Here is a 12564-nt window from a genome sequence, read left to right on the forward strand (position 1 = left end):
AAGTAGATTGAAATCAATCCAACCTACTTTTACATATTCATTTATTCTTTACCGGATTTTTTTCGATTAAGGAAAATAGCTGTTAAAATTCCTGCAACACCTAACGCCACCAACAACATGCTGACTTGCTCACCTGTACTAGGAAGACTTGATTTGCCTTTTTGATTGGTAGGGGTTACTTTCTTATCAGAAGACACTACTGTTCCATTTGATGAAGAAGAATCCGTAACTGTGTCAGAACCACTTGTAGACTGACTTGTACTGCTTGAAGTACTGGTTGAGGTTTCGGTACCACTTGATGATGGCTCAGTGCTGGTCGATGGTTCGGTACTAGTGGATGGTTCAGTACTACTTGATGAGTCGGTGCTGCTGGATGACGGAGTGGTTGTAGCTTCAATTTTAGCCATCATTTCAGCCTCGACAGCTTTTAATAGGGCAAAAATGTCTGCTGAACGCGCCAAGGTTTCCTCAGTTACAGTTGGAGCTAGAGCTACAGCTGCATCTTCTGAAAGTCCCGCATATTGAGCATCAAGAGCTGCCTGTGCAGCAATCCATTCATTTTCAAGAGCAATCCATTTTTCTTGAATCGATGTACCAAATAACTCTGGGTGTGAGATGGCCATCTTATCAATATTTTGTACTGTCCAATACCATGAATTGGTATCATAAGAAGCTGAGCGATTTTTAAAGGCTTCATAAGTATCTGTTACAAGTCCATAGAATGGTACATATGGTGTATTTCTAGTCTGACCAAGTCCCAACCAAACAATCCCTCCAAAGGCAGACGGCAAACTATCTTTTATTTGATAAACGTGAGCATCAATGACATTTTCATTACCAAGAGCGTATTTATACGTTGCATCTGTTGCTTGGTCATTCGCACCGTTATCCCCTTGTTTTACCTTGCCCGCTTCATCGTCTGGACGAAATTCTGGAAGATGTTCAAAACGGTTACGTTGTAAGGCAAAGGTATCTTGTAAACTAAAGCGACGACTTGGATCTGTTGGCTGACGTAGCAAATCATACACAGCATCTTCATAAGTTACAGGCGATGCTGGATCCATCAATTTAATACCTGCATACACACGGGAACGGTCTGCTTCAGCATAAGTTGCAGGGCCGTATGATTTAGCGATATGGAACTGCCCATCAACTGTCACATAATTATCCGCTTGTTTGGCTACTTCTTCAACCTTTGCAGAAGCAATCACATTTTCTGTATCGGTAAAATCAACATGACCTAGATAGTAAGTATTTGCAAAAATTGCATACTTGTCTTCAGGGAACTTGATGGCTACGTATTGGTGTCCTGACAAAATTTCCATGTACCAAACTTCATTTTTGTCAGCAATAATAACAATATTCCCTTCTGCTGAGCCTTTTTCATCGATTGTCTTTGCAATCAGCTCAACACCTTCACGCGCACTAGTGACCCTAGGAAGAACATAATCAATCAAAATTGGTTCTCCCAGCCCTCCAGCTTCAACTAGAGGATCAACTGCCAAGACTTTAGCATTTGGAATAGCTGTTACAGTAGCAGTCATGGATACGCCTTTTTCATTAAAACCATGCGCCCCATAATTACCATTTGAACCATCCCCACGCGCCGCATCAGGCGTAGAGGTGTACTTGAACTCATTTGCCAAGTGTGGTGCTGTAAAACCAAATGTTTCATCCACCAACATATCTCCCTCAGCATAGCTTGCTGCTGGAACCACAATATAATTTTTATTGTGCGCTCCATTATCTGGTGGATAGGGATAATCTTCCGTTCTACCATAAAGGATAGAACCATCCGTTGTCAACCCTTTCCCAATGATAAAGCCTGAACAGGCCTGAACAAGTTGAGCAGGGAATAGGCAAACCAACATTAGAAATGTGGCTATACGAACAAAAGTCTTTTTCATAGACTTCTCCTTTCATATAATAAAATACCCATTTGCACATATATTGTAACGCAAAAGCACCTGCCTTGCAAGCACTTTCAAAAAAATTATCCTTTTTTTCTAGCCAACATAGTCGCAAACCGCATTTTGAGGAAATTACCATGTTCATCACGCTTATGGAGCTGGCCAAAATCTTCATTATACTTGACCAATTCCCAGTCACGATAGTATTCCTTCAACTCACCCGCTCCGAAGGTAAAGGAGAAATTCATAGGACAGGGTGCATCTTCCGTATCCATGGCCGCTACAATCAAGTTATAACCACCCGGCCGTGTCTGCTCCTGCATATTGCGTATAATGGCTGGCACACGATCACTCTCCAAAAACATAAAGACCACGGTCGAGATAATCCAGTCGTAATCCTGCTCCAGACTGGCTGAGTTGATGTCATAGATCCCAGCTTGTAGATCCAAATCCTCTGCTTCCTTGACCTGCAAGAGTGTCTGAATACTCGGCACGTGCTTGTCAACCGCCGTCACCTCAAACCCCTGCTGGGTCAAATAAAGGCTGTTCCTGCCATGTCCACAACCCAAATCCAAAACCTTACAGGGCTCGATGATTTTCAAGGCCTCCAAGACTTCCGAATGCGTCCGTGTATAGTCATATTTTTTAGTAAAATAATCCTCTGGCTGACAGAAAAATTCCAAGAAAAACTCCGTATCCTCTGTCAACAGGGTCACCCTATGCCAAGCCTGTGGCTCCACAAAAGGAATATCGTCTGTCGGACCATAAACATATTCTCCCAAAATCTCATTATCATCTGAAATCGGCTCAAACTTGAGTTGACCTCTCAAGACCTTAATTTTGGCCCAAGTACCCACCTTGGTATTGTGCTTGGTCAAAAAATGCTGGGGAACCGTATCCTGATTCCAAATAGGCATGCGTTTGTAAGGAACTAAAACCGTCATTATCTCTCCTTTTCTTTCCAATACACTTAGTCTATCATAAAGAAAATATGAATTCAAACCTATTTTTTACTTGACTTAGAGTGAACTCTAAGGTGTATAATATTTCATATCAATTAGAAAGGATATTTACTTGCAAAGTAAATGTGTGATGAATATGAAAGCAGCTATTTATGAAAAAGCCGGTAAGATGACCGTTGCCGAAATCGAAAAACCAAGCCTTCAAGCCAAGGATGACGTCATTATCAAGGTCGTGCGGGCCTGTGTCTGTGGGTCAGACCTTTGGGGCTACGGTGAAGATATTCACCATGACCACGGTGACACCAACTCTGGTCATGAAGCTATCGGTATCGTTGAAGAGGTAGGCGAAGACATTACAACACTTGTTCCTGGTGACTTTGTCATCGTTCCATTTACACATGGTTGCGGACACTGTGATGCCTGTCGTGCTGGCTTTGACGGTACTTGTGACAACCATCCAGGCTACACCAACTGGGGCAACAATTACCAATCACAATATGTTCGTTTCCACTATGGAAATTGGGCCTTGGTCAAAGTTCCTGGTCAGCCAAGTGACTACTCAGAAGGCATGATTAAATCCCTTTTGACATTAGCTGATGTTATGCCAACAGGCTACCACGCAGCCCGCGTAGCAGATGTCAAACCAGGCGACAAGGTCGTCGTCATCGGTGACGGAGCGGTTGGCCAATGTGCCGTCATTGCTGCAAAAATGCGCGGAGCTTCTCAGATTATCATGATGAGCCGTCACGCAGATCGCCAGCAAATGGCTTTGGAATCAGGTGCAACTGCTGTTGTGGCAGAACGGGGCGAGGAAGGCATTGCCAAAGTTCGTGAAATCCTAGGTGGTGGAGCGGATGCTGCTCTCGAATGTGTTGGAACAGAAGCCTCTATTGACCAAGCCCTCGGTGTTCTTCACAATGGTGGTCGTATCGGTTTTGTCGGTGTGCCTCATTACAACAACCATGCCCTTGGCTCAACTTTTGCTCAAAATATCATTATCGGTGGAGGCTCTGCTTCTGTCACAACCTATGATAAGGAAATTTTGCTCGATGCTGTTCTCAAAGGCGACATCAACCCAGGTCGAGTTTTCACTCAAACTTACAGCCTAGACAATATCGACCAAGCCTACAAAGACATGGCCAACCGTAAAACTATTAAAGCTATGATTACGGTGGATTAAGTTCTCAAGCATAACAGAATAGATTCAATTATTTGCTATGTCAGATTTAGTTACCAATGATTGAATCTCCCTCCCCACAAAATATTAATTAGCCCTCACTCGGTATATTCAACCTTGTGGGGGCTTATTGATTGAATCCTTTCTATTTTCTAGCTGCTAGGAATGAGTTGTTGACCTATGTCTATTTTTTAGCATTTATACTTTCAATCCATATGCTCTTTTGTTTCTAAATAAAAACACTGCCATTTCTGACAGAGCCTATTTTATGAAAAATCTCTTAGATTCAGTTTTGGATCTGGATGAGGGATATTATTCCTCTCACGGGCATGTCGTCGAATCATAAAGTAATATCGGCTACCAAGCGTTACCATGATAATTGTATGGATAGAAAGTGGCAAAATATGAGCCCCGATTAAGAAGCCGATAATGATGAACAGAAGGATACCTACTCCAAACATCAAGTAGTGTTTCCTTTTAAGAAGATAGATGGACTGGTTGTAAGTTGTCGTCATTAAAGTTCCAATAAAAAAGAGTACAACACCAGTAATAAAGAACCAAAGTCCTAGATTGGCGTGGTGATGGTCAGCTAGAAACTCCAAACCAACTGTAAAAGAATTAACACCAAGGAAAATCAGGACATGGAAATAAAAGAGAGGCGTTACATTAGCTTCTTGGTGATGATTGATCCCGACAAAGGTCTGTGCCATATAAAACATAAAGAGGGCTGCCATTGCAAAAAAGAGGAGTGCCCCCTGGTAAAGGCTTGATGACAAAGGATAGGTACTGATGATGGCGATAACCGCTTCTCCAAAGGTTAGTATCGTTACAAGTTGAGACCGCTCCAATGCATGGGGGAAGTTGGTTTCAGATTTTACCCCTCTGTATAAATAATAATTGGCAATTCGAGGTAAAATGAGTGGTAAAAAGTATATACCGACGACCAAAATATTCCCAGTAAATAAGCCCAAAGCAAATGGTAGAACCGAAAGTATATAGATACCTAAAAGTCCCATGGATACTTTCATATCTCGATTAAAGCCCAGATGGCGCCCCTTTAAAAAATACTGGATAATAATGACACAATAACATGCGATCAAAAGCCAGTTAAAATACGATGCTCCACCCGTCGTTTCCAGCCAAAATCTAGAATCCATATTCAGTTCAAAAGCAAGATTCCCAAGGAAGAACATAAGAGCTATGACACTGAAAAAATCGATCCTCCTAGAATCTCCATATTTCTCGTAATAGAAAACTTCATTGATCCAGATAACCCATAGTGTAATATTGGCAATGATAAATGAAAAGATTTCTAACCAACTAACATGCTCCAAATGAATAGCAGACGTCAGTTGCCCGATAGCAAACACCATTGCCAGGTCAAAAAAGAGCTCATAATTTGACACACGCTTTGCGCGAACAGATTTTTCAGACATAAAATCCTTTCTCTATACTAAAATTTTCTTTACATATTATATCAGAAATTCCTGCCAACTGTGGGTAGATAGGTTGCTGTCGACTCACTGTCTAAGACTTCCTAATATGCTCTCGTTTAAAAATCCAAATTAGAATAAATTGCGACTATCATTGATTTTCCTATTTTTGCACATTCCACTCTACCCTGTAAAGCATTGAAAGATGGAATCTGTATGTCTTCATAGCTACTGATTTAAAGCATAAACTTGAGCTAGGTAAAAACACCGCATTCTTCCTATATATGAAATGCTAATTCTTTCACCATTTCGAAAATCAACTATAAACATTTTTGAAGCAAAATATGAGATTTTCTTACTGCCACAATGCAAAAGACCAGGATTTCTCCCAGCCCTAGCGACTATTGATAGCCTTCATGGTCCGCTTAATATCACGGTCTTGCTCACGGCGTTTGATGGACTCTCGCTTGTCGTAGTCGTGCTTCCCTTTGGCAAGCCCAATCAAGACCTTGGCAAAGCCGTCCTTGATATAGACCTTGAGGGGCACCAGGGTCATCCCTGTTCCCTTAACCTCATTGCCCAAGGACTCGATTTGCTTCTTCCGCAAGAGGAGCTTGCGGGTCCGCGTTGGCTCCTGGTTCCAGATATTGCCCTCATCGTAGGGAGCGATATGGACATTGACCAACCAAGCCTCGCCCTGCTTGATCTGGGCAAAGCCGTCCTTGAGGTTGATCCGCCCCGCACGAATAGACTTAATCTCCGTCCCCGTCAGGACCATACCCGCCTCCACTGTATCGACAATGGTATAGTCGTGGCGGGCTTTTTTATTCTGTGCAATCACATTGCCCTCACCCTTGGCCATGCCTATCTCCTTTTCTTCTTGTTCTTTTTAGCCACTTCTTTGTAAAATGGTTTCTTTTTCTTGTCTGACTTTCCAGTCTTAGACTTGTGGTCTTTCCCAGACTTGTGACGTCCGCTGTCGCGACCAGCAGCTTCTTGTTTGTGGTGCTTGCCCCGTCCTCGCCCTGACCGATCATCACGGTCACGGTTGGAGTGACTAGCCGTTCTCCGCTTGGCTTTCAAAGCTTTTTCGACAATATCCAGCTCGGACGGCACGTGGGCAAAATCGATTTCCCCTGTCATCTTGTCCGCCCGCGTTAGTTTGATACGGATTGGCTGACCGACACGGAAGACCCGACCAGATTTCTCACCCTGCAAGGTCAGAGTCCGCTCGTGGAACTGGTAGTATTCGTTAAGGTTGGTGACATGGATCAGGCCTTCAACTGTATTTGGCAACTCGACAAAGAGCCCAAACTTGACCACGCTAGACACGACACCGTCAAAATCTTGCCCAACAAATTCTTGCATGAACTCTGCCTTCTTCATGGCTTCTACTTCCCGCTCTGCCTCAATGGCCTGGCGTTCTAAACTGGACGAAGACTTGGCAAGCTCAGGAATAACCTGCTCAAAATGCTCTGCTTTTTCCGCAGGATTATGACCATATTCCCGCACCATACGGTGAACCAGCAGGTCGGGATAGCGGCGAATCGGACTGGTGAAGTGGGTGTAGAACTCGGCACCCAGACCGTAGTGGCCGTGGTTGTGCTCCGAGTAGCGTGCCTGCTGCATAGAACGCAGCAACATCATGTTGAGGACATCCGCATAAGGTTCATCCTTAACCCGCTCCATGAGGTCCTGAAGGGCGTCCTGACTGATAGAGCTGGCCGTACCATAGACGGTCAGACCAAAGCTGGTTGCATAGTCGATGAACTTTTGCAGCTTGTCTGACTTAGGCTCCTCGTGGATCCGATAGATGAAAGGCAGGTCCAGCTTGGCAAAATGCTCAGCAACGCACTCGTTGGCAGCCAGCATGAAGGACTCAATCATCCGCTCGGCAATGCCCCGCTGACGCAGTTGAATATCGACTGGCAGACCGTCCTTGTTGACGATGATTTTGGCTTCAGCTGTATCAAAGTTGAGAGCCCCACGCTTGTAGCGCATGGTTTCCAGGTTTTCATGGAGTTTGACCATGAGGTCCACACTCGGCACGATTGCCTTGTATGTAGCAAGCTTTTCCTGATTGCCCGCAATCATATCATTGACATCGGAATAGGTCATGCGGAAGGTGGTTTTGATGACCGTCTGGCCAATCCAGTGCTTAACTACCTTGCCCTTACGGTCAATTTCCATAATAGCCGACTGGGTCAGGCGATCCACATTTGGATTAAGGGAACAAATGCCGTTTGACAAACGTTCTGGCAGCATCGGCACCACACGGTCGGTCACATAGACAGAAGTTCCGCGTTTGACAGCTTCCTGGTCTAAAGCAGAGCCTTCGGTCACATAATAGCTGACATCAGCAATATGGACACCCAGTTCCAGATTACCGTTCTTGAGCTTCTTGATATGGACCGCATCATCCAAGTCCTTGGCATCCGCACCGTCAATGGTGAAGATGATTTCATCTCGCAGGTCCAAGCGTCCTTCAAAGTCCTGTTCTGACGGACTTTCTGGCACTCGATTGGCCTCCGTCAAGACTTCATCAGGAAATTCCGACACGATGTCCATGGATGCCAAAACTTCCAAGACATCGATTCCCACATCGTCCTTGTGGCCCACCACATCCCGAATAGTCGCAACAAAGTGGTCCCGTTTCTTGTTGGGATAGGCTTCAATATCGACTTTGAGGATTTCCGTTCCGGTCAATACCAGAGGTGACTTTTTGATGTAAATCTTCTGTGCGATTTTCTGGTTTTTAGACTTGATGTAGCCTGCATATTCTGGCTTGTCTTCGTCAAAAACAATTAAGCCCACCGCTGTTTTCAGGCTATGTTCCAAAATATCAATGACTTCCGCTTCCGCAGCCGTCCCCTTGAGCCTGTCCGCTACTTTCTTGATAGCCACTTCCACTCGGTCGCCCTCGATAGCGAAGTTGACATCGTCACGACTGACAAAGAGGTCATCTTCCTCCTCGTCAATGGTCACAAAACCAAAGCCTGACTTGTGGGCACGGAAAATACCCTGCAAGGTCACCTTGTTTTTGGAGATTTTTGGAGCAGGAAGAGTAACTCGACCTGCTTGATCAAAGACAAGTTGACGGCTTCCTTCCATACTGGAAACCAGCTTGACCAAGTCTGTGAAGCTCTTAGCAGAACTAGCTCCAAACTGATCTGCCAGCTGGTCCATGGTCACAGGACCAACTTCTTTAATATAGTTTATAATTTCGTTTTTCATCTTACCTTTACTAAAAAAATAGACCAAGAACAAGTCCCAGTCTGATTTATCTACTTACTTGAAATGATAACAAGTGCCAGCGCATCCAGCATCCAAAGAAAAATAAGAATAGCTGTAATGCGTTGCATCACCGCTTCAAAACCACGGGCCTTTGTACGTTCAAATAAGGCTCCACTAGAAGAGTCAAAGACGTTGCTAGACTGGTTTTTAGCCGGTTGAATAAAAATCACTACAATCAAAATAACAGATAAAATCAACAGAATTGCTAATAATGCTTGATACATATTTTTTTCACTTTCTACAATAACTTATGACATTATACCATAAAACCTACTTAGTTTCAAGGTGGAGGGTTACTTTTCTCTCTTTTGGGCAGTATTTAAGGACTTCAATCTTATCTGGGTGAGTCTTGGCGTTTTTGCTAGTCAAGTAGTTCTTACTACCACATTCTGAACATTGTAAATTGATTTTAACTCTCACTAAACATCCCTTACTTTCAAATAGTTTCTAAAATTGGTCAAAGACCAGATAAGGTTAAAGAGGACAAGTCCGCTCGACAGATAGAAAACCCAGTCATAACCCATGTGAGCAGCCACCGCAGACCCCATCATGGGACCAACAACAGAACCTAGATTATTAAAGAGTTGGTTGTAGGAAAATATCCTTGAAATCCCTTCTTTTGGGGTCAACTTGGTCAAAAGAGAATTGACCGAAGGCAACAATGCTCCTGTCCCAAAACCATACATGAATCGCAACAAACCAAGCTGGAAAGGATTTTCTGCAAAAACACAGAAAACATTAATCAACAGACTGTAAGTCAAAGCAATTAACAGGAGGCGATGATTGCCAATACGGTCACCAATTTTCCCTAAATAACCTGATGTCACTAGCGATGCCATGCCAGGCAAGGAAATGATAAAACCAGCAACAAATAACAGATTATCTGTCTGTCCCAAATGCCGCACATAGAGGGTCAATATAGGAACGACGGCCTGAGCAGCTGCAATAATAATCATAGAAGTCACAAAAAGCCCAACCAGCATCTGCCGATCTTTCACCTGCTCAAATACCTCTTTAACCGACATTTCTTCGCCTTTTTTGACTGGAATAAAATCCTCTCGAATATAGAAAACGGTCAGTACCACAACGATAGCATAAAGAAGTCCTACCAGCAAAAATACCGTATGTACGCCAAACATCTCTGCTAAGATACCACCCAGGGTCGGACCAATCAAATTCCCCGCTACCGCACCTGTTGATAAGGTCCCCAGAGCATACCCCGTCTTATCCTTTGGAACCTGACTGGCAACCAAGGCAGTCGCATTGGGAATGTACCCTGTAAATACCCCGTTTAGGACACGTAAGGCAAGCAACCAAAAAACATTTGGTACAAAGGCCATACCACCCATAGTAAAAATCATCGCAAAAGCAGCCCGCACCATCATGGGCTTGCGACCGTAACGGTCCGCCAAACTCCCCCAGATGGGCGCCATAACTGCTGCTGCAAAGGCATTGGCCGACACTGCCAGCCCTGCATAGTATTCCACCTGTCCAGGACCTACCCCCAACTCTTCCACAAAAACCGAGATAAAAGGCATAACCAAGGTAAAACTCGTCCCTGTTAGGAAATTTCCCAACCAAGCCACCTTCAAATTCTGCTTCCAATAACTACTACCGTCGTCCATCCTTTAATTCCTCCAAAAGTTGCGCAACCTGTGCTAAGGTCGTCTCAACCGCTCCGCTATTGTCAATCACCACCTGGGCTTTGCCCCGTTTTTCCTCTAAAGAAAGCTGAGCAGCCAGACGATTTTCCGCATCTTGAACAGCTAAACCATTACGTTTCATAAGCCGTTCCAACTGCTGCGCTCTATCGACATAAACTAGCCAAACTTCATCCACTTCCCCACTATAATCCGCCTCGTAGAGCAGAGGAATATCCATGAAAATAACTTGCTCCGTCTGCTTGAGGGCGTCCCTTCTGTCTAACAGCTCCTGTCTGATAATTTGGTTCTGCAGGTCAGACAGGCGAGCCCGCAACTTGCTATCCGCAAAAACAGCCTGACCCAGTTTGAACCTATCTAAATTTCCATCAGCTGACAGGATAGCTTCCCCAAACTCAGCCAGTAAGACCTGATAGAGTTTACCGCCCTTGGCCTGTAATTCATGGACGACCGCATCCGCATCGATGACTGGATAGCCCTGTTGTCGCAGAAAAGCTGTGACTGTTGATTTTCCAGAGGCTATTCCGCCTGTTAAACCGATAATTTTAGCCATATTTCACCTGACACGTGGGACAGAAATGTGTCCCCCGTCCGCCCAGCTGGATTTTGACAATCTCTGTCTGGCAACGGGGACAGGACTGCCCTGTCTTTCCGTAAACTTGTAAATAATCCTGCATGGTCCCATCCATGCCCAAGGCATTTTTGTAGGTCCGAATGGTTGATCCACCTTTTTCGATTCCCAGTTGTAGAACTGCTATGGTGGCTTGACGGAGGTCTGCCACCTGCTCAGCCGATAGCTGATTACTTGCTTGAGCAGGATGAACTTGTGCCTTGAATAAGACCTCATCGACATAAATATTTCCCAAACCAGCCACCAAAGACTGGTCCAAAAGATGCGACTTAATGGGCTTTTTCGACTTAGCTAACTTGAGTGCAAATTCTTCTAGGACAAAATCTTCCTCCGTCGGCTCAGAACCAATTTTTCGACTGATAAAATAGGCACCCACATCTGCCTTGCCCAGCAGTTCCATTGTGCCAAACTTGCGGACATCCTGATAAACCAAGGTCGAGCCATCTGAAAAAGTAAAAAAGGCATGGAAATGTTTGTTGGCAGGCACCTGGTCAGGAAAGAAATTGTACTTACCTTCCATCCGCAAATGAGAAATGAGGACATGGTCTGTCAGGTAAATCAAGAGATACTTGCCACGACGGTCCACATCTAAAATCTCCTGACCAATCAAGTCTTGGCAGAAGGCATCCACACCTGTCTTAATCATGGGAGCATAGGTTACCTCCACCTTGGAAATAACCTTTCCCTTAACCAACCGATTTAAACCACGACGAACCGTCTCAACCTCAGGCAATTCGGGCAATGTACGATACCAAGAGCGTAAAAAGCGACTGAAAATTAGGAGAGCGACGCTATGTGACTTGCACATAAGGAGCTCTATCTATTTTCCGAGCTTTTAGCTCGGGTTCAAGTACGCAAACACTCGTCCTTTCTAACAAAATTACAAAGCAAATAGAAACCTGACCGACGGTGCTTAGGCACCTAGGTCACGGTTGTGATTTTCACAGAGGCCTAGGCGTGTTCAAGACAACGCCTAATCGGCTTTCCTTTCTTAACTAAATTTTTGATAGACATACTTTTATTCACTATTCAAATCTCGAACATAGTGAACGTTTCGGCTAACTTCTCGGAAGCCATGTTTGATATGAAAATTCTGGCTCAGTAGATTATCCAGTTCCGCATCAGATCCTAGTTGGCATATCCCTTGACTTTTAGCCCAATGCTCAGCAAAATTCAACAGTTCTTTCGCAATCCCTTGACTACGGTAATTCGGGCTAATAAAAATCCCTTCTAAATAGGCAACTGGACCCGCCTGACATCCTTCTACATAGTCGTGGCGAAGCGACAAACTAATCCACGCTATTGGCTCCTCACTTTGAGAGTAATACAAAAACTCAAAAGGAAACTCATTATTTGAAAATTCTTCTATCAAAACTTGCTCTTTTGTCTGCCAAACCTGACTTGCAAAAGTAGCCCAGATAGAAAGAGTCTGTTCATTAACTGCTCTAATCGTCATAATATCTCACCGTAACGACGGAAAACACCACAAAAGTGGT

General features: G+C 44.2%; 12 protein-coding genes. 1 reads left to right on the top strand and 11 read right to left on the bottom strand.

Features of this window, described 5'->3' with window-relative positions; all coding sequences use genetic code 11:
- Positions 1-41: 41 nt before the first annotated feature.
- Both P7J36_RS01905 and tehB read right to left on the bottom strand, forming a co-directional pair.
- The gene (locus tag P7J36_RS01905; protein WP_408551023.1) at positions 42-1907 is read right to left on the bottom strand and encodes a C69 family dipeptidase; all 1866 of its coding nucleotides are present in this window, start codon (positions 1905-1907) and stop codon (positions 42-44) included.
- A gap of 86 nt (positions 1908-1993) precedes the next feature.
- Positions 1994-2854: an SAM-dependent methyltransferase TehB gene (gene tehB / locus P7J36_RS01910; RefSeq protein WP_408551024.1), complete on the bottom strand. Its 861-nt coding sequence runs from the start codon at positions 2852-2854 to the stop codon at positions 1994-1996.
- A 154-nt stretch (positions 2855-3008) separates the two neighbouring features.
- Here tehB and P7J36_RS01915 point away from each other — a divergent pair, with 154 nt between their 5' ends.
- Positions 3009-4052 carry a zinc-binding dehydrogenase gene (locus P7J36_RS01915; RefSeq protein ID WP_408551056.1) on the top strand — a complete coding sequence of 348 codons (1044 nt, stop codon included), beginning with the start codon at positions 3009-3011 and terminating at the stop codon, positions 4050-4052.
- Positions 4053-4315: 263 nt separating this feature from the next.
- On the opposite strand, the gene P7J36_RS01920 is transcribed toward P7J36_RS01915, so the two are convergent.
- From P7J36_RS01920 to P7J36_RS01960, 9 genes are all read right to left on the bottom strand, one after another.
- Positions 4316-5485 (bottom strand): low temperature requirement protein A, encoded by a 1170-nt coding sequence (locus P7J36_RS01920; RefSeq protein WP_408551025.1) that lies wholly within the window; start codon positions 5483-5485, stop codon positions 4316-4318.
- A 391-nt stretch (positions 5486-5876) separates the two neighbouring features.
- Complete coding sequence (gene smpB / locus P7J36_RS01925; RefSeq protein WP_002935771.1) at positions 5877-6344, bottom strand: SsrA-binding protein SmpB; 468 nt, start codon at positions 6342-6344, stop codon at positions 5877-5879.
- Between the two features lie 2 nt (positions 6345-6346).
- The gene (gene rnr / locus P7J36_RS01930) at positions 6347-8716 is read right to left on the bottom strand and encodes a ribonuclease R (protein ID WP_408551026.1); all 2370 of its coding nucleotides are present in this window, start codon (positions 8714-8716) and stop codon (positions 6347-6349) included.
- Positions 8717-8766: 50 nt separating this feature from the next.
- Positions 8767-9000: a preprotein translocase subunit SecG gene (gene secG, locus P7J36_RS01935; protein WP_012027334.1), complete on the bottom strand. Its 234-nt coding sequence runs from the start codon at positions 8998-9000 to the stop codon at positions 8767-8769.
- A 46-nt stretch (positions 9001-9046) separates the two neighbouring features.
- Positions 9047-9196, bottom strand: coding sequence for a 50S ribosomal protein L33 (gene rpmG / locus P7J36_RS01940; protein ID WP_012775228.1), 150 nt, complete (start codon positions 9194-9196; stop codon positions 9047-9049).
- Positions 9196-10401 carry a multidrug efflux MFS transporter gene (locus P7J36_RS01945; RefSeq protein WP_408551027.1) on the bottom strand — a complete coding sequence of 402 codons (1206 nt, stop codon included), beginning with the start codon at positions 10399-10401 and terminating at the stop codon, positions 9196-9198. Before P7J36_RS01945 ends, rpmG begins: the two co-directional genes overlap by 1 nt.
- Positions 10388-10990 (bottom strand): dephospho-CoA kinase, encoded by a 603-nt coding sequence (gene coaE, locus P7J36_RS01950; RefSeq protein WP_105151439.1) that lies wholly within the window; start codon positions 10988-10990, stop codon positions 10388-10390. The genes P7J36_RS01945 and coaE overlap by 14 nt, the downstream gene beginning before the upstream one ends.
- Complete coding sequence (mutM, locus tag P7J36_RS01955) at positions 10983-11810, bottom strand: DNA-formamidopyrimidine glycosylase (RefSeq protein ID WP_408551057.1); 828 nt, start codon at positions 11808-11810, stop codon at positions 10983-10985. The genes coaE and mutM overlap by 8 nt, the downstream gene beginning before the upstream one ends.
- Positions 11811-12086: 276 nt before the next feature.
- Positions 12087-12524, bottom strand: a complete 438-nt coding sequence (locus P7J36_RS01960; protein ID WP_024376827.1) for a GNAT family N-acetyltransferase — start codon at positions 12522-12524, stop codon at positions 12087-12089.
- Positions 12525-12564: the final 40 nt, after the last annotated feature.

This window comes from Streptococcus suis, assembly GCF_046032115.1.
GTDB classification, from domain to species: domain Bacteria; phylum Bacillota; class Bacilli; order Lactobacillales; family Streptococcaceae; genus Streptococcus; species Streptococcus suis_AJ.

What these genes read in the sequence shown, in the direction of transcription:
- P7J36_RS01905 (WP_408551023.1), bottom strand. Translation starts at nt 1,907, where the DNA reads ATGAAAAAGACTTTTGTTCGTATAGCCACATTTCTAATGTTGGTTTGC.
- tehB (WP_408551024.1), bottom strand. Translation starts at nt 2,854, where the DNA reads ATGACGGTTTTAGTTCCTTACAAACGCATGCCTATTTGGAATCAGGAT.
- P7J36_RS01915 (WP_408551056.1), top strand. Translation starts at nt 3,009, where the DNA reads ATGAAAGCAGCTATTTATGAAAAAGCCGGTAAGATGACCGTTGCCGAA.
- P7J36_RS01920 (WP_408551025.1), bottom strand. Translation starts at nt 5,485, where the DNA reads ATGTCTGAAAAATCTGTTCGCGCAAAGCGTGTGTCAAATTATGAGCTC.
- smpB (WP_002935771.1), bottom strand. Translation starts at nt 6,344, where the DNA reads ATGGCCAAGGGTGAGGGCAATGTGATTGCACAGAATAAAAAAGCCCGC.
- rnr (WP_408551026.1), bottom strand. Translation starts at nt 8,716, where the DNA reads ATGAAAAACGAAATTATAAACTATATTAAAGAAGTTGGTCCTGTGACC.
- secG (WP_012027334.1), bottom strand. Translation starts at nt 9,000, where the DNA reads ATGTATCAAGCATTATTAGCAATTCTGTTGATTTTATCTGTTATTTTG.
- P7J36_RS01945 (WP_408551027.1), bottom strand. Translation starts at nt 10,401, where the DNA reads ATGGACGACGGTAGTAGTTATTGGAAGCAGAATTTGAAGGTGGCTTGG.
- coaE (WP_105151439.1), bottom strand. Translation starts at nt 10,990, where the DNA reads ATGGCTAAAATTATCGGTTTAACAGGCGGAATAGCCTCTGGAAAATCA.
- P7J36_RS01960 (WP_024376827.1), bottom strand. Translation starts at nt 12,524, where the DNA reads ATGACGATTAGAGCAGTTAATGAACAGACTCTTTCTATCTGGGCTACT.